General features: G+C 72.4%; 20 protein-coding genes. 10 read left to right on the forward strand and 10 right to left on the reverse strand.

The window, feature by feature from the left end; translation table 11 throughout:
* Positions 1–11 precede the first annotated feature (11 nt).
* From AB0J80_RS06225 to AB0J80_RS06240, 4 genes are read left to right on the forward strand one after another with little or no spacing between them, the layout of a single operon-like run.
* Positions 12–623 carry a toll/interleukin-1 receptor domain-containing protein gene (locus AB0J80_RS06225; protein WP_364700952.1) on the forward strand — a complete coding sequence of 204 codons (612 nt, stop codon included), beginning with the start codon at positions 12–14 and terminating at the stop codon, positions 621–623.
* Complete coding sequence (locus tag AB0J80_RS06230) at positions 620–2,842, forward strand: hypothetical protein (RefSeq protein WP_364700954.1); 2,223 nt, start codon at positions 620–622, stop codon at positions 2,840–2,842. The genes AB0J80_RS06225 and AB0J80_RS06230 overlap by 4 nt, the downstream gene beginning before the upstream one ends.
* The gene (locus AB0J80_RS06235) at positions 2,839–4,032 is read left to right on the forward strand and encodes a hypothetical protein (RefSeq protein WP_364700956.1); all 1,194 of its coding nucleotides are present in this window, start codon (positions 2,839–2,841) and stop codon (positions 4,030–4,032) included. Before AB0J80_RS06230 ends, AB0J80_RS06235 begins: the two co-directional genes overlap by 4 nt.
* Positions 4,025–4,591, forward strand: coding sequence for a hypothetical protein (locus AB0J80_RS06240; RefSeq protein ID WP_364700958.1), 567 nt, complete (start codon positions 4,025–4,027; stop codon positions 4,589–4,591). Before AB0J80_RS06235 ends, AB0J80_RS06240 begins: the two co-directional genes overlap by 8 nt.
* A gap of 41 nt (positions 4,592–4,632) precedes the next feature.
* Here AB0J80_RS06240 and AB0J80_RS06245 read toward each other — a convergent pair whose 3' ends face one another.
* Entirely contained in the window at positions 4,633–5,376 is a 744-nt protein-coding gene (locus AB0J80_RS06245) for an alpha/beta hydrolase-fold protein (RefSeq protein WP_364700960.1), read from the reverse strand.
* Positions 5,377–5,406: 30 nt separating this feature from the next.
* Here AB0J80_RS06245 and AB0J80_RS06250 point away from each other — a divergent pair, with 30 nt between their 5' ends.
* From AB0J80_RS06250 to AB0J80_RS06260, 3 genes are all read left to right on the forward strand, one after another.
* Positions 5,407–6,594, forward strand: a complete 1,188-nt coding sequence (locus AB0J80_RS06250; protein WP_364700962.1) for a glycoside hydrolase family 3 N-terminal domain-containing protein — start codon at positions 5,407–5,409, stop codon at positions 6,592–6,594.
* 101 nt (positions 6,595–6,695) lie between these two features.
* Complete coding sequence (locus AB0J80_RS06255) at positions 6,696–7,076, forward strand: MerR family transcriptional regulator (protein ID WP_364700964.1); 381 nt, start codon at positions 6,696–6,698, stop codon at positions 7,074–7,076.
* Complete coding sequence (locus AB0J80_RS06260; protein ID WP_364700965.1) at positions 7,058–7,405, forward strand: thioredoxin domain-containing protein; 348 nt, start codon at positions 7,058–7,060, stop codon at positions 7,403–7,405. The genes AB0J80_RS06255 and AB0J80_RS06260 overlap by 19 nt, the downstream gene beginning before the upstream one ends.
* Here AB0J80_RS06260 and AB0J80_RS06265 read toward each other — a convergent pair whose 3' ends face one another.
* Both AB0J80_RS06265 and AB0J80_RS06270 read right to left on the reverse strand, forming a co-directional pair.
* Positions 7,406–7,921 (reverse strand): hypothetical protein, encoded by a 516-nt coding sequence (locus AB0J80_RS06265; RefSeq protein ID WP_364700967.1) that lies wholly within the window; start codon positions 7,919–7,921, stop codon positions 7,406–7,408.
* Between the two features lie 51 nt (positions 7,922–7,972).
* Positions 7,973–9,154, reverse strand: a complete 1,182-nt coding sequence (locus tag AB0J80_RS06270; RefSeq protein ID WP_364700969.1) for a hypothetical protein — start codon at positions 9,152–9,154, stop codon at positions 7,973–7,975.
* A 93-nt stretch (positions 9,155–9,247) separates the two neighbouring features.
* On the opposite strand from AB0J80_RS06270, the gene AB0J80_RS06275 reads away from it, so the two are divergent.
* Positions 9,248–9,940 (forward strand): hypothetical protein, encoded by a 693-nt coding sequence (locus AB0J80_RS06275; protein WP_364700971.1) that lies wholly within the window; start codon positions 9,248–9,250, stop codon positions 9,938–9,940.
* 98 nt (positions 9,941–10,038) lie between these two features.
* Positions 10,039–10,941 (forward strand): hypothetical protein, encoded by a 903-nt coding sequence (locus AB0J80_RS06280; protein WP_364700973.1) that lies wholly within the window; start codon positions 10,039–10,041, stop codon positions 10,939–10,941.
* Here the strand turns inward: AB0J80_RS06280 and AB0J80_RS06285 are convergent.
* The 3 genes from AB0J80_RS06285 to AB0J80_RS06295 form a co-directional block, all read right to left on the reverse strand.
* Entirely contained in the window at positions 10,938–11,387 is a 450-nt protein-coding gene (locus AB0J80_RS06285) for a YdeI/OmpD-associated family protein (RefSeq protein WP_364700975.1), read from the reverse strand. The genes AB0J80_RS06280 and AB0J80_RS06285 overlap by 4 nt on opposite strands.
* Positions 11,388–11,407: 20 nt before the next feature.
* Positions 11,408–13,510: an MMPL family transporter gene (locus tag AB0J80_RS06290; RefSeq protein WP_364700977.1), complete on the reverse strand. Its 2,103-nt coding sequence runs from the start codon at positions 13,508–13,510 to the stop codon at positions 11,408–11,410.
* A gap of 177 nt (positions 13,511–13,687) precedes the next feature.
* Positions 13,688–14,212 carry a hypothetical protein gene (locus AB0J80_RS06295; RefSeq protein WP_364700979.1) on the reverse strand — a complete coding sequence of 175 codons (525 nt, stop codon included), beginning with the start codon at positions 14,210–14,212 and terminating at the stop codon, positions 13,688–13,690.
* Between the two features lie 322 nt (positions 14,213–14,534).
* Between AB0J80_RS06295 and fusA the strand changes: the two genes are divergently transcribed.
* The gene (gene fusA, locus AB0J80_RS06300) at positions 14,535–16,451 is read left to right on the forward strand and encodes an elongation factor G (RefSeq protein WP_364700981.1); all 1,917 of its coding nucleotides are present in this window, start codon (positions 14,535–14,537) and stop codon (positions 16,449–16,451) included.
* Between the two features lie 54 nt (positions 16,452–16,505).
* Here the strand turns inward: fusA and AB0J80_RS06305 are convergent, their stop codons facing one another.
* The 4 genes from AB0J80_RS06305 to AB0J80_RS06320 all read right to left on the reverse strand — a co-directional run bounded on the left by AB0J80_RS06305 (position 16,506) and on the right by AB0J80_RS06320 (position 21,273).
* Positions 16,506–17,708 carry a S8 family serine peptidase gene (locus tag AB0J80_RS06305; protein ID WP_364700983.1) on the reverse strand — a complete coding sequence of 401 codons (1,203 nt, stop codon included), beginning with the start codon at positions 17,706–17,708 and terminating at the stop codon, positions 16,506–16,508.
* Between the two features lie 76 nt (positions 17,709–17,784).
* On the reverse strand, positions 17,785–18,744 hold the full coding sequence (ligD, locus tag AB0J80_RS06310) for a non-homologous end-joining DNA ligase (protein ID WP_364700985.1): 960 nt from the start codon (positions 18,742–18,744) through the stop codon (positions 17,785–17,787).
* 18 nt (positions 18,745–18,762) lie between these two features.
* Positions 18,763–20,595 carry a sensor domain-containing diguanylate cyclase gene (locus tag AB0J80_RS06315; protein ID WP_364700987.1) on the reverse strand — a complete coding sequence of 611 codons (1,833 nt, stop codon included), beginning with the start codon at positions 20,593–20,595 and terminating at the stop codon, positions 18,763–18,765.
* 69 nt (positions 20,596–20,664) lie between these two features.
* Entirely contained in the window at positions 20,665–21,273 is a 609-nt protein-coding gene (locus tag AB0J80_RS06320; protein WP_364700989.1) for an antibiotic biosynthesis monooxygenase, read from the reverse strand.
* Positions 21,274–21,321: the final 48 nt, after the last annotated feature.

Here is a 21,321-nt window from a genome sequence, read left to right on the forward strand (position 1 = left end):
GCGGCTGGCTGGTGGGCGGCATTTTCATCAATTACCGGACGGCGGATGCGGCGCTCGGGGCCGTGCTGGTGGACGAGCGGCTGGTCGCCCGGTTCGGCCCCGAGGCGGTCTTCCGCGACCAGCGGTCGATCCCCGTGGCCACGCGGTTCGACACGCTTCTCTGGCGGCGCCTGAGGTCGGCCGACGTCGTGCTGGCCCTGATCGGGCCGCACTGGCTGGAGCCCGGCGACTCGGGCGCCCCCGCCCTCCACGACCCGCAGGACTTCGTGCGCCGCGAGCTCGCCGAGGCGCTGCGGCTGGGCATCGACGTCTGCCCGGTGCTGCTGGGCGACGACACCCCGCTGCCCCGCGCCGACGAGCTGCCCCGCGGCCTGAAGAGCCTGCCACGGCATCAGTACGCCCGCGTCCGGACCCGCGATCCCGGGCCCGACGTCGACCAGCTGGTCCGCCGCCTCGCCGACCGGCCCGACCTCGCCGCGCTGTCACCGCCGGCGGCCCGGCAACCCCGACCGCGCTCGGCCGAGGCAGCCGGCGTGACCGTGTACGGCTCGGTGCACGCGGGCGAGGACGTCGTCTTCGGCGGCAAGACCGAGCACCACTACCACCACGGGACCGGCGCATGACCGCTCCGGAGGAGCCGGCGCCCAGCGACCAGGAACTGGCCGACGCGCTGGTCGAAGGCGTCGGCGGCGACCACGCGCCGGGCGAGTTCACCGCTGACGACTTCGCGGAGTCCGGCGAGCCGCGGGTGATGACCGGCGGGGCCCGCGTCGGTGAGGTCAACGCCGGCGACGACGTCGTCTTCCGCGACAAGATCTCGCACAACTACTTCGGCGGCGGCCCGACGGCGCGGGGACGGGAGCCGGCGCCGCTGAGCCTCGCCCGGGACACCCTCGAGGACGTGCGCGAGGCGTTCGTGCCGCCGCCCGGCTTCGCCGACCTCGACCTCGGTGAGCGCCTGCTCATCGTCCGCATCTGCAGCGGCCGCGGCGGCGGGACGGCCGCCACCCGGCTACTGCTGGACGCCGGAGCCGGCGCGGTCAAGGAGCTGGCCCCCGACACCTCGTTGCGGCGGCTGACAGCCGAGCGCCTCGAGGACGGCACCGGGTATCTGTTGCGCAACGCCACGTCGGGAGTCCTCGACGAGCTGACCGAGTTCGAGATCGCCCGGCTCCGCGCCGCGCTCGGCGACCGGTCCGGCTGGCTGGTCCTGACGGTCGACCCGCGCGTACGGCTCGCCGAGGGAGTGCTCTCGCGCTACATCGGCGAGCTCGGCGATCCGCCGCCCGCCCTGGAGGTGCTGACGGCCCACCTGCGCCGGCACCTTCGCCAGCAGGACCCGGACGGCACCCGGGCGGCCGAGATCCTCGCCGACCCGTCGGTGGTGACGCTGCTCGACGACTCGGCCGACCGCGAGGACCGGGTGGCCCGGGCCGCCTCCTTCGCCCGCATCCTCGCCGACGCCGCCAAGGCCGACGACTTCGACCTCGCGAAGATCCAGGCGCAGCTGAAGCGGCTCACCGACCGCAGCTTCGAGGCGTGGTTCGACGCCCTGGACGCGGGCACGCGCTGCTTCGTCATCGCGCTGGCCACGCTCCCCGGCTACTCGTACGAGATCGTGTCGGACGCGGCCGGCGACCTGGCCGCCGAGCTCATCCCGCCGGTGCCGCCGGCGCCGGGTGCGCCGGCCCCCGATCCCTTCCGGGTACGCCGTACGCAGCGGCTGGAGGCGGCCCTCGCCCGGGTCAGCCAGCGGCCGGTCACCACCCGGTACGGCACGACACCGATGGAGGTCGTCCGCTTCATCGACCCGAGCCTGTCCCGGCAGGTCCTCAACCGGGTCTGGACCGAGTACGCCGACATCCGCGAGACGCTGCTCAAGTGGCTCCGGGCCATGGCCCAGCACCCGGTCGGCGAGGTCCGGTACGGCGCGGCCCGGGCGGCGGGCGTGTTCGCCGTGCAGGCGTTCGACTACGTCCGGCGGTACGTGATCAACCCGTGGGCGGCGAGCGACGTCCCGATGAGCCGGCAGGCGGCGGCACTGTCGCTCGAGGTGCCGGGGCGGGACCCGTCGGTGAGCCAGGCGACCCGGCGGATGCTCTACGACTGGCACCTGGACACGTCGGACGCGTACCTGCGGAACACGGCCGCCCGCACGTACGGCGGTCTCCTGGGCCTGATCGATCCGGGCCCGGCGCTGGACGCCTTCGCGCACCTGGCGACCGCCGCGGATCGCGGCCTCCCCACCGTTGTCGCGAACAGCGTCACGCGGCTGGTCGTGCGCGGCGACGAGTCGGTGGCACTGCAGGTCGTGCGACGGCTGCGGACGTGGACGGCCGGTGCCGCGGTGGATCCGCCGGAAGGCTCGCGGCGTGCCACTCGCGGGATGACGGCGCAGCAGGAGAAGGACGACATCCGCGCGCGGACGTTCGTGGCGTACCTGTCCTTCTTGACCTGTGCCGTGGACGCCGTGCTGGTGAACCCGGTCGACGAGCGCGAGGACGCGGCCGCCTGGCACGGCCTGCTCTGGCTCGCCCACCGCAACGACGCCATCGCCGCAGTGGTGGCGGACCTCTGGGGCGGCGCGCTCGTGCATCCGATCGCCCATCAGGCGGCCCACAACGTGCTGACCGTCTGGGCGGAGCGGGTCGACGGCGATCCCGTCGGCCGGCGAGCGCTGGCGGACCTGCTGGTGGCCGCGGTCCGCGCGCCGGACCGCTCGCGAGCCCGGGTCACCCTCCGGCGGCTCGTCCGGACCTGGCAGGACAGCCGGGAGGCCGTCGCCCCGCGGACCGCCGCCACCGTCTCCACCGCATTGACCGCACTGGGAGAAGCCGCATGAAGAACGACGCCGTGCCCGTGATCCTCTCCGAGACCAAGGTGGCCCGCTTCCGGCCGTTCGGGCAGCGGGCGCTGCCCCGCGCCGGCGTGGTGCTGGTGGTCAAGACCAGCCGGGGTGACGTCAAGGTGATCCCCGACCAGCGCACCCTCGGCGAGTACGCGTTCGCGCCGCACGCCACCCAGTACGAGATCGACGTGGCGAAGCACGACTCGCGGTTCGAGTTCGCGGTGAAGAGTGCGGCCGAGGACTACGCCTTCCAGGCGGCGGTGGACGTCACCTGGCGGGTGCAGGACCCGGCCCGCGCACTGCAGGCACGGCCCGCCGACGGCACCGACGTCGTCCGCAAGCGGTTGCGGGGCCGGCTGAGCGAGCTGGGCCGCCGCTACGACGTCGAGGACGTGCAGGAGTTCGAGGCGGCGATCCGCAAGTACTTCTCGGACCCCCGGGCGCGGGTGCTCGACGACTGGCTGCTCATCGAGGACGTCGCGGTCGAGGTGAGCCTCGACCGTGCCGGCACGGAGTTCCTGCGGCAGCGGCGCGAGACCCGGCGCAAGCGCCGGCTGATCGAGGAGACGCACGAGACCGACCTGCTCGAGCAGGAGCACGCCGGCCGGCTCGCCGCGCGCAGCAAGCAGCAGGAGATCGAGCTGGAGCGCCGGCAGCGGGAGTTCGACCTGCAGGCGAAGCAGCAGGAGGAGCAGTGGGCGGCCGACCTGCGCCGGCGCGAGGCGCAGTGGGAGGCCGAGTTCCAGGCGCGGATGCGGCGCCAGGAGGACGAGTGGAAGGCGGACCTGAAGGCCCGCGAGGAACGCGCTCAGCTCGAGAACGAGCAGGCCCGCATGAAGCTGTTCCTCGAGGCCATGGAGAAGGGCGACGCGGCGGTCCTGGCCATGCACCTCGGCCGCCACCCGGACGACGCCAAGGAGATCATCCAGATGATCGTGCAGAACCAGGCGCTCAACGAGGAGCGCCAGGCGAAGCTGCTCGCCGACATGATCGACAAAGACATGATCATCGGTGCCGATCTCGAGGGTCTCAACCAGGAGCTGATCCGCTCGGTGATGGGCCTGAGCGCGCGGCGCACCGGTGGCGTGTTCTCGCTCAGCACCACCATCGACATGTCGGTGGACGCGCTGGCGGACAAGGCCGCCGCCACCATCGTCGACAAGGACGCCGGCTCCGATGATTGAGGACGGCCTGGATCTGGTACGCCCCCTGCTCGGCAGTCTCCCCCCGCAGTGGCAGACGGTCCTCGCCCTGCCCCTGCTCGTCGCGGCGCTCCTGCTCATCGCGAACCTCGTGGCGAAGAGCGCGCCGGCGCTGGACCACATCGTGCGTCCCGTCGTCGCCGCGGCCACCTCGGCGACGGGACTGCTGCTGCTCGTTCCGGAATACCTGGTCACCGTCGTGATCCGACGGGCGGGCCGGCGCCCACCAGCGGCTCTGCACCTCTACGACGACGGCGTGGAGGGCCTGGTCGGGCTCGGCATGCGAGCGAGCCGTACCGGCCTCTCCGGGCTGACCACCGACCGCCGGCTGCGGCGGCTCCTGGTCGTCGTGGTGGTCGGCGCGACGCTGGTCGTGAGCAACGGGAGCAGCTGCGCCGACGCATCCACGCCGTCGTGCCGCAAGCCGGTGGCCTCGTGGTGGGAGCAGACGACCCGGCTCGTCTCCGACGACGAGAAGCCGCCCGCGGTGAAGCACAAGCCGGCCAAGAACTCCAAGCCGACGAAGGCCACGGCCAAGTAGGCCCGGGAGAAGTGTCGTACCCGGCGGGCACGATGGCCGCGCTAGCTGAAGCGGGGCAGGTGGTGGGCGAGCTGGCGGCGCCACGACTCCCAGTCGTGCGGCACGTCGGGGCCCCACAGGTCGAGCTCGTGCCGGATCCCCTTGGCGGCGAGCAGCCCGCCCATCCGCCGCGTCGACTCCAGCGCGCCGGTGGTGTCCTCCCAGCGGCCCTGGCCGCACACGAGCAGCACCGACAACCGCTGGCGCAGCCAGGCCAGGTGGTCGCCGTGCAGGTTCGCGACGTAGTCGGCGGGGCTGTTGAAGTAGACGGCGTCGCCGCGCTCGCCCCAGCTCTTCCACGTCGCCGGGTCGTAGTTGCCGGAGAAGCTCAACGCCAGCGGGAAGAGGTCGGCCCGTTTGAACGCGAAGTTCAGGGCGTGGAAGGCGCCCAGGGAGCACCCGGCCGTGACGATGTCGGCGCCCTCCCCCGTGTCGGCGCGGATGTGCGGCACGACCGCGTCGAGCACCCACGTCTCGTAGGCGGCATGCCGCCAGGCCCGCTCCTCCAGCGGCAGATGGTGCGCCGACCACGTCTCGGCGTCGAACGAGTCGACGCAGTAGAGCTTCACCCGTCCGGCGTCGACGAGCCCCTCGACCGCCCCGATCATGCCGTTGCGCGCGAATTCCCAGGCGTCACCGCCCTCGGTGGGGAAGACCAGCACGGGTCTCCCCCAGTGCCCGTAGACGGCGACGGTCCCGGACCGCCCGCCGCCGGGTACGGCCAGTTCCACGGAGTAGTGACGCACGCCCCCAAGGTAGCGAGCTACCGTGGGCGCGTGCGTAGTCGAGTGTGGTGGGCGCTCCTCGGGACCCTCGCCGTGCTGGCGAGCTGTTCCGACCGACCGGCGGCCGCCCCGGCCACGCCCGTCCCGGCCTCCCCGGCCGCTCCCACCGCACCGCCGTCGCCCTCGGCGAAGCCGTCGCCGTCGCCTTCCGACTGTGTCGCCCGGACGCTCGCCGGTATGCCCGTCGCGGAACGCGCCGGGCAAGTGCTCATGATCGGCGCACCCGTCGGCGCGCCCCGGCAGCTGGAGAAGGCGGTTGCCGATCGGCACCTCGGCGGGGTGTTCCTGGCAGGGCGCAGCAAGCGGCGGGCCGCCGACCTGCGGGCCGACATCGCGGCGCTGCGGCGCGCCGGGGAGATCGCGCCGCTGGTCGCCCTCGACCAGGAGGGCGGAAGCGTGCAGACCCTGAAGGGGCCGGACTTCCCGCTCATCCCCTCGGCGGAACGGCTGGGCCGCGGCTCCCCGGCGAAACTGCGGGACAGCGTGCGCGACAACGCACGCCGGCTGGCGGACATCGGCGTGACCGTCAACCTGGCGCCGGTCGCCGACACCGTCCCGGCGGACGTCGGTGCGGCCAACCCGCCCATCGGCGCCTTCCGCCGCCAGTACGGCTCCGATCCCGAGCAGGTGGCGGCGGACATCCGCACGGTGGTGCCGGCGTCGCAGGGCGCGGGCGTGCTCACGATCCTCAAGCACTTCCCGGGCCTCGGCCGGGTACGCGCCAACACCGACGTCTCCCGCGACGCCGTCGACGCGAAGGCGACCGCCGACGACCCGTTTCTGCAGCCGTTCATCGCCGGGATCCAGGCGGGGTCGGCCGGCGTGATGATGTCGTCGGCACGGTATCCGCGGCTGGACCGGTCGACCATCGCCGCGTTCTCGAAGCCGATCGTGACCGGGCTGCTCCGGGACAAGCTGGGCTACCAAGGCATGATCATGTCCGACGACCTGGGCGCCGCCGACGCGGCCACGATCGTGCCGGTCGGCCAGCGCGCCGTGCGGTTCGTGGCGGCCGGGGGCGACCTGGTGCTGACCATCCGCCCGCAGGACGCCGGCCCGATGGCGACCGCCCTCGTCGCCGAGGCGCGCCGGTCGCCGTCGTTCGACGCCCGGCTGGCCGACGCCGCCGGCCGCGTGCTGCGGACCAAACAGCGGGCCGGCCTGCTGTCCTGCGGCTGACCACCTGCGGACCGCGTGCTGCGGACCAAACAGCGGCCCGGCACGCTGTCGTGCGGCTGACCACTTGCCTTGACGTCGGCGGTAAGGCCTAGCGTGGTCGCATGCTGATCGGGGAGTTGGCCGAGCGGGCCGGCACCAGCGCCCGCACGCTGCGGTACTACGAGGAGCACGGGCTGGTCGAGCCCCGCCGCGACCGCAACGGTTACCGGCGCTACGACGAGGGCGAGCTGCGCGTCGTGCACGAGATCCGGGCGCTGCTCGCGGCCGGGTTCGGCATCGACGACATCCGGCCCTTCGTGGCGTGCTTGCGGGCCGGGAACGCCACGGGGCACGTGTGCCCGGATTCCGTCGCCGTGCTGCGGCGCAAGCTCGCGGAGGTGGAGGAGTACCTCGGTCGGCTCACCGCCGTACGGGACCAGCTGCAGGGGCAGCTCGCCCAGGCGATCGAGGAGCGGGAGACCCGATGCCTGAAGATTCGTTGATCACCGTCACCGACGACACGTTCGCCGACGTGGTGCTGGGCGCGCGGCTGCCCGTACTCGTGGACTTCTGGGCCGAATGGTGCCCGCCGTGCCGGCCGGTCGCGGCGACCCTCGCCGAGCTGGCCGGGGAGTTCGCCGGGCGGGTGCTCATCGCCGAGCTCAACTCCGACGAGAACCCGGAGACCACGCGGGCCTACCGGGTGCTGTCGATGCCGACCCTCATCTTCTTCCGGTCGGGCGTCGTGGTGAACACCATCGTGGGGGCGCGGCCGAAGGGGATGCTGCGGTCGGCTCTGACCGCGGCCTCGGAACCGTACGCGAACCGCTGATCAGGTGACCGGGATGCCGGTCTCGCGCACCTTCGCCGAGACCTTGAGCGTCTTGTGCTTCTGCTTGCCGCCGCCGACGGTGTAGAGCACGTACGTGTGGGTCTCGGTCGAACCCACCTTGCCGGAGCAGGAGAAGGTGAATTCCTGGGTGCCCTTCAGGGCGACCGGGCCGTAGGTGCCGGGGGTGCCGGTCGGGTCGTCGACGGAGAGGGCGCCGGAGCGGGCCCCGGTGATCTTCCACTTGATGATCAGCGGTACGCCCTCGGTGCGGTAGACGTCCGTGCCCTCCGGGCAGCGCGGCTTCTGCACGACCTTGAACGACACGATCTTGGCCGACGCGTGGGTGCTCTTCGCCACCCGCTTCAGGGCGGGAGCGGAAGCGGGAGACGAACCGGGAGCGGAAGAGGGAGCGGAAGAGGGCTCAGCGGACGGGGACGCGACGGTGACGGTGCAGCCGGTGGCCAGGGCGAGCGCCAGACCGGCCGGGATGACGGCGGAGATTCTCGTGACAGGCATGCCACAGAGCGTAGGAATCCCGTGGTGGCCGGTAATCCCGGAATCGTGCCGTCAGGCGCAGGTGGCGACCGTGGCCAGCGGACACACCCGCCCGCGCGGGTAGTAATCGCCCATCACCGCTTCCGCCGACTGCGGGCGCCCGTCCGGCGGTACGTGCGTCACCGCCTGCCGGAAGCCGGGCGCCGGCATCATGTTGCGCAGCAGCACGAGGTGCCGGGCCTTCGGGTGGGCCAGCGAGAACGGCACGAAGGTCGCTCCCGGGACGGCCTCGATCCGCCGCCGCTGGGCCTCCGTACCGAGGATGAACGTGTAGCGGCCGGCGGCATCGAGCGCGACCACGTCGTCGTGGCGGCAGCCCGGGTCGGTGCCACCGCCGGGCAGCTCGTTGACCACGACGGGATAGTGCGGGAACCGGAGGTTGGTGCAGAGCGACCAGTACCGCAGGTCGTCCCCGGGCCCCGGCCAGGGATGCGGGTGCGGCTCGTCGGGACTGACCGCTGCCTTGCCGCGGATCACCACCACCCGGTCCGGCCCCGGCGGCGTCACCCAGGCGTTCAGGTATCCGCTGTCCGGGTTGGGAAAGAGCTCGTCGTTGCCCGACGAGCGGGCGAAGGCCAGGTCGCGGGCCGGGTCCGGCGGGACGGCGGCGTCACCCTCGACGACAGCGACGGTACGCCGGCAGGCGACCAGCGTACGGCTCCGCCCGCCGTCGGTGATCGTCAGCCGGGGCAGCACCACGCGCGACGACGTGCCGCCGGTCGGCAGGTAGATGCGGTAGACGAGGAACCCGGTCTGCCCGTCCGCGGCGTCCGCCGGGGCCATCGGCAGCACGTTCACCTGCCCCGGTGCCACGGTCCTGCGAAGGTGCAGCGTGTACGCCCCACCCGGCATGGCCGGCCGCTGCCAAGGGTTGGCGCTGCCGCGGTCCGGGGTGATCTCGTAGTCGGCCCGCGACGAGAAGACGCTGTTGCTGGTGAAAGTGCCGCGGAAGCCGTCGTACACCGTGAACGAGGCGTACCGGGTGTCGGGGAAGGCACCGGTCACGGTGATCTCGCGGTCCGCGTACGCCCGGAACGGCATCACCCAGTACCGGGCGTTGCTGTCCGGCAGCGCGACATTCGCCGCCTGCGCCCCCACCTCCTCCGGCCACGCGCACAGGGGTGTGCCGGCGGCCGCCGGTACGGCGGGCCCGAGGAGGGCGAGGATCGCGAGAACAGCGGCGACACGTCTCATTCCGGCAGCACAGCACGCCGATATAACGATGATGTTCAATACCTTGAACAAGGTGATGTCCGCCGGCCGCCGGCCGTCTGCCATCATGGCCGGATGCTTGTGCTCGGTCGGATGCTTCGGGGTGTGCTCGCGGTCGTCGCCGTGGCCGGGTTCGCCGGCTGCTCGCCCGACGACGACCCGAAGCCGGACAGCAACTTCATCACCGCCGACACGATGCGCAACGCGCTGCTCAAGCCCGCCGAGGTGGGCCCCACCTGGAAGACGCCCACGGAGTCCGCGGCGCCCGCCCAGCTGGTGAGCATCTGCGGCGCCGACACCGAGCCGGCGGCCGTCCCGGGCAGGCCCACCCTGGTCTCCGCCCCACTCTCCGACGAGGGCACGGAGGGCGTGCAGAGCCTCACCCAGCACGCGCTCGTCTACGAGGACGCCGTCTCGGCCGCGACAGCCCTCGCCACGCTGAAGACCGTCGCGGACGCCTGCCCGCCGAGCGTGCAGCGGCCGGCCAAGTCCGGTGACCGGGAGGAGCCCGCGTACACCGAGACCGCGGCCACCTCGCCGCTGGACGAGGGCGCCTGGTCCGGCTTCGTCACCGTCCGCAACAAGCAGTACGACAAGGCGCACCCGGCCACCGCGGACGTCGCGGTGGCCGCGCTGGCCAGGGGCAACGTCGTGCTTCTCGACCAGTACGCGATCTACCGCCTGGGCCGGTCCGACGCCAGCGCCAACCCGCAGTTCTCGGCGGACTGGAAGAAGCTGGTCGGCACCACGCTGAACCGGGTTCCGTGAACTGAAAGCTCGCTTGTACGTCGGTACAAGCGATGGAACCTTTGTGCAGAAACACTCGATGGGCCGACACGACCACCGCAGTCCGCCACAGCCTGCTCGTGGCCTCGCTGGAGGCCATCGCGGAGCGCGGCACCGGCACGGTCCGTGAGGTGGCCGCCGCCGTCGGCGTCTCCGTGGTCACGGCGAACAACGTGGTCAGGGACCTGGAGGCGGCCGGCGCGATCGACGAGATCGCCCGGAGGCAGGGCCACCGCGGCCCCAGGGCGCGCGTGTTCCGGGTGTCTCCGGCACGGACCTGCTTCGTCGCCGTACGCGTCGACCCCGGCCGGATGACGGCGCGCTGCGGGGACGCCACCGGGACCGGCCCGGCCGTCACGGTCGCCGGCACGACGCCGGAAACGCTCGCCGACCTCGTGGACCGCGCCGCCCGGGAGCAACGCCGGGACGCCGGCCAGGTCCGCGGCGTCGTGGCCGGGGTGTCCCCCGGCTTCACCGAGGCGATGGGAGCGCGGGCCGCCGACCTGCTCGGGACACCGGTACGGGTGCACCGCGGAGACCACCTCGCGGCGCTCGCGGAGGCCGAGGTGGGCGCCGGTCGGGGTGCCGCGGTCTTCCTGCGGGTCACGGGCGGGCCGGCGCCGTCCACCACCCTGGTCCTCGACGGGGCACCGCGCGAGGGAGCGCACGGGGCGGCCGGCGCCATGGATCGCATCCCGCCGCAGCTGACCGGTACGCGCGCCGCCGACGGCACCGAGCTGACCGCCTACGCGGTGGCGCTGGCCTGCGTGATCGCCGACCCGGAGCTCGTGGTGCTCGATCAGGGCGTGGCCGAGCCGGAGCTTCTGCCGGACCGCATCCGCAGCGTGGTGAAGGAGCTGGCCGGTCCGGAGCCGGAGGTCGTCCCGAGCGCCGTCCCCGGCGATCCGGTGCTCACGGGCGGCCGGCGGCTCGCGTGGAGCGGCATCCTCGCGGACCTCGCCCGGCGGGCCATGGCTCCCTAACGGGCCCGCCCCTCGGCCAGCAGGCCGATCGATTTCTCGATGCGGCGGGTCCGGGTCTCCGGCGTCTTCGCCCCCGTCACCTGCAGCACGTGCCAGTTCTGGTTGCTGTAGGACAGCGTGGCCCAGAACGTCTTGGCGGCGGGGGACGCGTCGAGCGCCGCGGCCAGGTCGGCCGGCACCTCCACCTCCCGGACCGCCGTGTCCAGCTCGACGTCGACGTCCAGCACGTCACCCGCCGCGATGCCCGCCTGGGCGCGGCGCTCGGCACTTACACCGAGCCAGTAGCTGCCGCCCATGCGGGCGATCGAGCCCCGCCAGGATTGGCCGTTGACGGTCACGACCACCTTGGGCCGCCCGCCGCCGCCCAGGCCGGCGACGAAGTCGTCGCCGACCTGGAAACCGGTCGTCGTGCCGCCGGTGGCCTGCAGCTCTGCCCGAAACCTCATGCCGGGAGGATAGCCGCTGATCAGGGCACCGGGTCGAGATCCCGGCCGGGCGCGCCGGGCTCGACCGGCACCGGCGCCGGCTCGTCGCGCACCCGGGTGAGCTTGCTCGGCCACCACATCCATCGGCCCAGGTCGAGGCTGAGCGCGGTGACCAGCACCGAGCGGACCACCAGCGTGTCGAGCAGCACGCCGAACGCCACCGCGAACCCGATCTCGGCGAAGGCCACCAGCGGGAGGCTCGCCAGCGCCGCGAACGTACCGGCCAGGACGATGCCCGCGGAGGTGATCACCCCGCCGGTGGCGGCGAGTCCGACGAGCGCGCCGCGGCGGGTGCCGTGCTGCTGCGCCTCCTCGCGTACCCGGGTCATCAGGAAGATGTTGTAGTCGATGCCGAGTGCCACCAGGAAGACGAAGACGTACAGCGGGAACGAGGTGTCCTCGCCGGCGAAGCCGAAGGCGTGCCGGAACACGAGCGCGCTGACGCCCAGTGCCGCGGTGAACGACAGCACCACCGTGGCGATGAGCACGAGCGGCGCGACGACCGCGCGCAGCAGGATGCCGAGGATCACGAGGACGACCAGCAGTACCAGCGGGATGATGAGCCGGTTGTCGTGGTCGTTGGCGTTGTTGACGTCGAGCGTCATCGCCGTCATCCCGCCCACCTTGGCGTCGCCGAACGGGTGCACCGCGTCGCGGACCCGCTCGATGGTCGTCATCGCCGCGTCGCTGTCCGGGGCCGAGGAGAGCACCGCCTCGTACATCACCAGGTCGCCGTTGACGACCGGGTCGCCCACCGAGCTGATTCCCTCGGTCCCGGCGACCGCCGTGCGGATCTGCGCCGCCGCCGAGTTCTGCCCGACGACCACGACCGGCTGGCCCTGGCCGGCCGGGAAGTGCCGGGCCAGCGCCTCCTCGCCGGCCACCGACGACGGCCGGCTCACGAACTGGTCGGCCTGGGCGAGGCCGTTGGCGTCGAGCTGGAACAGGCCCAGCGACATCGCGCCGAGCACCACCGCGGTGACGATCCAGACGATCCGGGGCCGGCGGGCGATCCGGCCGCCGAGCCGGGCCCAGACGCCGGTCGCGGTCGGTTCGGCGGAGCCCGCCTTCGGGCGTACGGGCCAGAAGAGCCAGCGCCCGCAGATGACGAGCAGGGCGGGGAGCAGCGTGATCATGGCCAGCAGGCCGACGGCCACGCCGATGGCGGCCACCGGGCCCAGGCCGCTCGTGGAGTTGAGCTCGGCCAGCGTGAGGCAGGACATGCCGATCGCGACCGTGGCGGCACTGGCGATGATCGCCGGCCCGGCCCGGTGCAGGGCGAGCGCCATCGCCTCGTGCCGGTCCTCGTGCCGGCGCAGCTCCTCGCGATAGCGGGCGACGAGCAGCAGCGCGTAGTCCGTTCCCGCCCCGAAGACCAGCACGGTGAGGATGCCCGCGCTCTGCCCGTTCACCACCAGTCCGGCATGCTTGGCGAGCAGATAGATGACCGCCTGCGCGGCGGTCAGCGCCACGCCCGCCGAGACGATGGGCAGCAACCAGAGAACCGGACTCCGGTACGTGATGAGAAGGATGATCGTGACGACGGCGAGCGTGGTGTAGAGCAAGGTGCCGTCGATGCCCTCGAAGGCCTCCGCCGAGTCGGCCGCCGTGGCAGCCGGACCGGCGAGGTGCACGTCGAGGCCGTTCGCGGACCCGCCGGTCGCGGCCTTCACCTGGTCGACGACCTCGACGATGCGCTGCCAGCCGTCCTCGTCGACCTTGATCGGCACGATGGTCTGCAGCGCCTTGCCGTCCTTCGCGGGCACCGGGCCGGCCACCTGACCGGTCACGCCGGGCACCTGCTGCAGGCGCGCCACGTCGCCGGTGGCCTTCTCCCGGTCCGCCGGGGTGACACCGGCGCCGCGCTCGTACACGATCACGGCCGGCACGATGTCGTCCGAGCCGAACCGGGCCTGCATGTTCGCGACCTGAGTCGCCTCCGCCCCACCGGGCAGCCACGCGGAGTTGTCGTTCTTCTGGACGTCGGTCAGCTTCCCGGCCAGCGGCCCGGCGATCGCGAGGATCACCACCCACAGGCCCAGGACCACCCACTTGGTCCACCGTCCACACACCAGCCAAGCCATGTCGTTACCCCCGTCAACGTCGACGGAGGCGAGCCTAGACCCGTCCGGTGACCCGCAAGAACCCAAGAGCCGACAGCTCAGGGTATTTCTCAGGGACATCGATCACACCGAATTGGCCGATCATCGTGGGCGGGTCGTCGGTTCGGGCGAGAGACTCCCCCAGGTGCGGTGGACCTGTCAGGCGGCGGCCGCGGAGGCGGACTCGACGGCGGCGCGGATGCACTGGGCGAGCCCGACCGCCTGCACGATCGAGAGCACGGGAGCCCGGAGCTCGAACGCCAGATTCTGACCGAGCGTGAACACGCCGCCGCGGTTGTGCAGCTCGGCGACCGGGGTGCCGGCCTCGTCGGTCATCGTGAACTCCCGCGCCGACCAGTCGCCCTTGGTCGCCAGGCTGCGACCGTCCGGCAGCGACACCACGCCGCGCCCCGACGGGCCGGTCCAGCCACTGAACTTCAGCGACAGCAGGAACTGCGACTGGGGGCCCATCAGCTCGTACTTGTTGCCCCAGAACCCGGCCTGCGACCCGGCGGCGAGCAACGTCGCGCCGGACGGGTCGAGGATCTCGAAGCGCCCGCGCGAGCTCCACACCCGGCGGCGGATGGCGGCGACCGGCAGGCCGTCGCCGGTGGTCACGGTGGAGGTGGAGCCGAAGACGGGCGAGTCCGGCAGCAGCAGGACCCCCGCGAAGGGCGTGTGCATCAGCCCATTCTCCGCGCCCCGCGCAAGTGCCCGGTAGATCGCTCGCGGTCCCGGATCGATCTTCGTACCCTCGACCGCACATCACTGCGACCAGAGGGGAGACAGCCGTGCGTTACCGCACCGACCTCGTCATCCCCTCATCGCGCTTCGAGCTGATCCTGGTGTCCCCTGTGCCCGGCCCCGGCCGCCCCGTCCAACCACCCCGCCGCCAGCCACAAGCGGACTGAAGGCTGCCCACCGGGTCCGGACGTCCCTGACCGCGTAACCGCACGCGGGCGGGTGGGCGCCGTCCACCATCGGATCACTCGGAAAGAACACGACCATGCGTGTCCGCAACCTCGGCATCCTCGCGCACGTCGATGCCGGCAAGACCACCCTGACCGAACGCGTCCTGTACGCCACCGGCGCCACCTACAAGCGCGGCGAGGTGCACGACGGGACGACCGTCACCGACTTCGACCCACAGGAGCGCGACCGTGGCATCACCATCTTCGCGGCGGCGGTCAGCTGCGACTGGGCCGGGCACCGGCTGAACCTCATCGACACCCCCGGGCACGTCGACTTCTCCGCCGAGGTCGAACGCTCGCTGCGGGTGCTGGACGGCGCCGTCGCCGTCTTCGACGCGGTCGCCGGCGTCGAGCCGCAGAGCGAGTCCGTGTGGCGCCAGGCCGACCGGTACGGCGTGCCGCGCATCGCCTTCGTGAACAAGCTCGACCGGGCCGGAGCCGACTTCGACGCCGCGGTCGCCTCCATCCGTACGCGGCTGGGCGTGACGCCGTTCGTGGTGCAGCGCCCGATCGGCCGCGAGGACGGCTTCCGAGGCGTCGTCGATCTGGTCGGGATGCGGGCGCTGACCTGGGTCGACGGCGTCCTGCACGAGGAGCCGGCCGGCGGCGAGGAGGTCCGCCGGGCCCGTCGGGAGCTGGAGGAGGCGGTGGCCGAACGGCACGCGGACGCGCTCGAGGAGCTCGGCGCCGTGTCGGACCAGACACTTCGCCGGGCGTTGCGGGAGCTCACGCTTCGCGGCGAGGGTGTCGTGGTGCTGGGCGGCTCGGCGTACCGGGACAAGGGTGTGGAGCCGCTGCTCGACGCCGTGGTCGCGTACCTGCCGGAGCCCGGCGGGGACCCGGAGGCGGAGCTCGCCGCCCTGGTGTTCAAGGTGCACGCCGCGCGGACCGGCCGGCTCACGTACGTACGCGTCTATGACGGGACATTGCGCAAGGGGGACACCGTGTGGGACGCGGCTGCCGGGCGTACCGAAAGAGTCGCGCGCGTCCTGCGGGTCCAGGCCGACCGGCACCTCGAGGTGGACCGGGCGGTGGCCGGCGACATCGTCGCCGTCGCCGGGGTGAAGGCCGCGGCCACCGGCGCGACGCTCTGCGCCCGCGACGCCCCCGTGCTGCTGGAGGCGCCGCGGACGGCCGATCCGCTGGTGTCGGTCGCGGTCGAGGCACGCCGCTGCGCCGACGCCGGGCGGCTCGCCACCGTGCTGGCCGGGCTCGTCGAGGAGGACCCGTCGCTGGCCGTGCGGACCGACGCGGAGACCGGGCAGACCCTGCTGTCCGGCCTCGGCGAGCTGCACCTGGAGGTGGCCGTGGAGAAGGTACGCCGGGCCACCGGGCTCGCCGTCACGGTCGGCCGGCCGCAGGTCGCCTACCGGGAGACGGTCGTGCGCGGGGTGACCGGCGTGCTGTACCGGCACGTCAAGCAGGACGGCGGCGCCGGGCAGTTCGCGCACGTGGTGCTGGACGTCGAGCCCCTGGAGGGAACCGAGTTCGCGTTCACCTCCACGGTGACCGGTGGCCGGGTGCCGCGCGAGTACGTCCGGGCGGTCGAGGCGGGCTGCCGGGAGGCGCTCGCCGAGGGTCCGCTGGGTGGCAACCGGGTGACCGGGCTGCGGGTCACGCTCACCGATGGGGTCACGCACCCGAAGGACTCCTCGGAGATGGCCTTTCGCGCGGCGGGCCGCTTCGGTCTGCGGGCGGCGCTGCAATCGTGCGGGATGGCGCTGCTCGAGCCGGTCGCGGAGGTGACGGTCAGCGCGCCCGCGGACACGCTCGGCGGCGTGCTCGGTGACCTCGCCGCGCGCCGCGGCCGGGTCACCGGCTCCACCGAGCGGGACGTGACGGCGGTGGTTCCGCTGGCCGAGCTCTTCGGGTACGCGACGCAGCTGCGTAGCCGCACCCGCGGCCGGGGCACCTTCACGTCCCGTCCGGCGGGCTACCGTCCGGCGGCATGAGTGCCTCACGGTGACACCCCAGCCGCGCCGAGCACGGCGCGGCCGGGGCGACCGTCAGAACCCGCCGGTGTAGAGCAGCCGGTTCGGTGAGCCGGAGCCCGGGCTGCCGACCACGCCGGTGGTCGCGCTCGACACGATCGCCGAGTGCACGGCGGCCGCCGTGGCGGTCGGGTGCGTCGCCAGGTAGAGGGCCGCCGCCCCGGTCACGTGCGGGGTGGCCATCGACGTACCGCTGATGGTGTTAGTGGCGGTGTCGCTCGTGCCCCACGCCGAGGTGATGTTGATGCCGGGCGCGAAGACGTCCACGCAGGTCCCGCGGTTGGCCCAGCTGGGCTTGCGGTCACTGCTGTCCGTGGCGGACACCGTGAGGGCCGTCGGCACCCGGGCCGGCGACTGGGTGCAGGCGTCGAGGGCGATGATGCCGAACAGACCGTTGCCGGCGGCGATCGAGTAGCTGACGCCGGAGGCGATCGAGCTGGTCACCGCGTTGTCCAGGGCGGTGTCGGCGCCGCCGCCGAGGCTCATGTTGGCGACCGCGGGCTTCTGCGCGTTGGCGGTCACCCAGTCGATGCCGGCCACGACCTGCGCCGTGGTGCCGCTGCCCTGGCAGTTGAGCACCCGGACGGCTACGAGCTGCACGCCCTTCGCCACGCCGTACGAGGTGCCGCCGACCGTGCCCGCGACGTGCGTGCCGTGGCCGTTGCAGTCGTCGGCCGTACCGCCGTCGACGGCGTCGAACCCGCTGGTGGCGCGCCCGCCGAAGTCGCTGTGGGTGGTCCGGATGCCGGTGTCGATGACGTACGCGTGCACGTTCGACGCGGTCGTCGAGTACGTGTACGCCGAGTTGAGCGGCAGGTTGCGCTGGTCGATACGGTCGAGCCCGTAGGACGGCGGGTTGGTCTGGGTGTCACTGGCGCGGTGGACGACGTCTGCCTGCACGAAGTCGACGGCCGGGTCCGCGGCCATCCGGCGGGCCTGCTGGGCACTCATCGTCGCGGCGAAGCCCCGCAACGCGTGGGAGTACGTCTGCCGCACCGTGCCGCCGTGCCGGGCGGCAAGCGTCCGCGCCTGCCCGGTGACGGCCGACCGGTTCTCCTTGAGGACTACGACGTAGCTGCCGGGTACGACCTCGGCGCCGGGCGCGGCGAGGACCGCTTTCTCGGCGGGCGCTGCCGCGTTCGCGGCTGCCGGCACGCCGAGGGTGGTCAGGAAGACGGCCGTCGTCACCGCGACCGTGCACCGGATGGATTTCCGCATGAACGCCTCCCCCTGTGACGGGTTGACTCCGTGCGGTGAACGTAACAGCTCTATCGATATATGAGAATGTCTCGGTTCATGCGGTGTCCGCGGGTCCCTCCAGACCCGCCTTTTCGTCGCGTTCCGCCCACTCCAGCAGCGGACGCAGGTCGTACGCGGTGTCGTCGATCGTCGCGTGCAGGTCCCCCAGCTCGGCGAACCGGGCCGGGACGGTCTGCAGGGTGAAGTCGTCCGGCTCCACGTCGTCGACCTCGTCCCAGCGGATCGGCGTCGAGACCGTGCCGCGCTGGTTGCCGCGCACCGAGTAGGCGCTCGCGATCGTGTGGTCCCGCGCGTTCTGGTTGTAGTCGACGAAGAGCTTGGTGGGATCCCGGTCCTTGCGCCACCAGGTCGTGGTGACGTCGCCCGCGGCGCGGCGCTCGACCTCCCGGGCGAAGGCGAGCGCGGCCCGGCGGACGTCCCTGAAGCCGTGCTCCGGCTTGATCCGGACGTAGATGTGCAGCCCTCGGCCGCCGGAGGTCTTCGGATAGCCGGTGATCCCCAGCTCGTCGAGGACCTCGTGCGCCACGTGCGCGACCCGGCGTACGGTCGCGAAGTCGCACTCGGGCATCGGGTCCAGGTCGATGCGCCACTCGTCCGGCTTCTCGGTGTCGGCGCGCCGGGAGTTCCACGGATGGAACTCGACGGTCGACATCTGCACCGCCCAGATCACCTCGCCCAGCTGCGTCACGCACAGCTCGTCGGCGTGCCGGTTGTACCGGGGAAAGGTGACGCGCACGGTCTGCAGCCACGGCGGGGCACCGTGCGGCACGCGCTTCTGGTGCACCTTGTCCCCGGCCAGGCCGTCGGGGAAGCGGTGCAGCATGCACGGGCGTTCCCGCAGCGCGCGCACGATGCCGTCGCCCACGCCGAGGTAGTAGTTGACGAGGTCGAGCTTGGTCAGGCCGAGCTCCGGGAAGTACACCCGGTCGGGGTTCGAGACCCGTACCGTGTGCTCCCCCGCCTCGACCTCCACCGCCGGTGCCTTCGTGGCCATGGATCACAACGTAGCCGGTCAGTCCTCCGCGCGGTGGCGCCCGACGTGGAGGAGTTCGCGCTGCGCCGGGATGGCCGCGTTGCGGCCGCCGCCGAGGTGCTTGATCTCGTACATCGCGTGGTCGGCCGCGCGCAGCGCCTGGTCGGGATCGTCCGCGGCCTGCGCCAGGTGGACGCCGACGCTCGCCCCGATGGTGATCTCGTTGCCGAGGACCCGGAACGGGCGCTCGATCGCCATCCGGACGCGCGCGCTCATCGCATCGGCGTCCGCGCGGTTGGTCACGCCCGGCATCAGCACCACGAACTCGTCGCCGCCCACGCGCGACAGCACGTCCTGCACGCGGACGCACCCGCTGACCCGGTCGGCGACCTGGCGCAGCAGCTCGTCACCGGCCTCGTGGCCGTGCGCGTCGTTCACCGGCTTGAAGCCGTCCAGGTCGATGAACAGCACCGCCACCGCCTCCTGCCGCAGCGACGAGCCGAGCGCGTCCTGCATGCGGCGGCGGTTCGGCAGGCCGGTGAGCGGGTCGTGCTGCGCCTCGTACGCCAGCCGCTCCTGGAAGGCACGGGTCTCGGAGATGTCGCGGGCGTTGATGACGATGCCGGTCAGAGCCGGGTTGTGCATCTGGTTGGAGGCGGTGAACTCGAACCAGGTGGCCCGGCCCGCCGAGTTGAGGATGCGGGTCTGCAGGCGCAGTACGCTGTCCCGCTCGGCGAGCAGCCGGCCGAAGGCCGCCATCATGCTCGGCCGGTCCTCGGGGTGGACGAGCTCGAAGACGCTGTGGCCCTGCAGCGAGCCGGGCGGGAAGTGCAGGACGGACGCCGCGCTGGGGCTGGAGTACGCGACCCGCCCGTCGGCGTCGAGCACGGCGACCATGTCCGGCGCGTGCTGGAACAGGGCCTGGAACTTCTCATCGGCACGCCGGCGCTGCACCTGGGTGCGGTAGCCGAGGATCGAGATGCCCACGGCGCCGATCAGGAGCATGGCGAGCAGGGTGACGTTGATCGTCTGGCTGCGGCTGTGCACCGCGCCGTCGAACGAGGCCATCGTCTGGGCGCGGACGTAGGTCCACCCACCCGGCAGCACATCGCCGGTGACCAGGATCGCGATCATCTTGGTCTGGCCGGACTGGTACTCCACGAAGGTGGAGCCCTCGGGATTCGCTTTGGCCGCGGCCACGATCGCCGGGTCCACCTTCGTCCCGATCTTCTCGGCGTCGCTGCTGAAACCCATCGTCCCGGCACTGTCGATGATCATCGTCAGGTGGGCGTCCGACTGCAGCTTCGACGTGTACGCCTGCAGGGTCGTGTCGGCGAGCTTGTTGAAGCCGATGAGCACGGCCGCGGCGGCGCCGTTGACGATGATCGGCACGGCGACGGCCTCGACCGCGATCGGCTTGCCGTCGGGGCCGTAGACGGTCATGACGGAGGAGAAGCCCGGCTTCTTCGCCAGCAGCAGGCTCCGCATGACCTGGTACCCCGGGTCGGTCGCGGCCGGCAGGGCGTGGGACCGGGAGGCGTTGAGCAGCGTGCCGTCAAGAGCCGTGATGGCGGCGCCGTACGGGAACACCTCGGACTTCTCGACGTACTCCTCGAGGGCCGCACGGTCGTCGGCCTGCCCCGGCTCGAGGCTGAACGGATAGCTCGCGGCGAACTCGCTGAGCTCCTTGGCGGAGAGCAGCTGCATCTGCCCGGCGAGCGTCGCGTTGTTGACGGCCAGCGCCCGGGAGTCAGTACGGTGCACCGTGTCGGCCGCACGCAGCGCCGAACGGTTCACCAGTACGCCGACGATGCCGACGGCCACCAGCAACAGCACGCTGACGACGACGGCGATCCAGTTGCGCAGCCGCATGAAAGCCTCCTCACACCGAAACATCGGGTGCGGCGGCGACGACCTAAAGAAATCGCGGCGGAATCCCGTTCACACCCGCCTCAGGGGCACCTTCCGCCACGGCGGCCGCTCACCGTGCAACCACCACTGCAGCGCCCCCGTGACCCATGGCAGCACCAGATACGTCATCAGCGGCGTCAGGCACAACGTCGACACCAGCGTCCGCACCACGACGTTCTGCCCCTCGAGGAGGTGACCCAGCGTGACGGACGAGAGCAGGCTGATCGGGAAGAAGCCCAGCCAGATCGTCACCGCCTGCTTCCACCGCGGCGGCGCTGCGGGAGCCGGGGCCGGCTCGTCGACGGTCTGCTCCCGCGGCGGGTCGAACCAGCCCTCGATGCCGGTCCGGCGCTCGACCCGGGTGTGCTCGACCATGCCCTGCGCGGACGACAGCCACCACTGGCGCTGCGGCGACTCCTCCCACGCGTGCAGCGAGTCGGCGTCGGCGAAGCGGTAGAGCATGTGCCACTCGGTGGAGCCCAGCACCGGGCGTACCCAGCCGACGCCGAGGAAGCCGGGGAAGTCCTCCGCCAGCGTCGCACCGGCACGCACCCAGGCGAGCATCTCCGCGTTGCGGGACGGGTCGGCCTTACGGGTGATCGCCACCGTGACGGCGAGCTGCTGAGGAGCGGTTTCCATGCCCCCATCCTGAGGTGCGGGGATCACGGACGGGCCGCGATCGGGCAT

This window comes from Actinoplanes sp. NPDC049548, from assembly GCF_040676695.1.
In the GTDB taxonomy this organism is placed as follows: Bacteria; Actinomycetota; Actinomycetes; order Mycobacteriales; family Micromonosporaceae; genus Actinoplanes.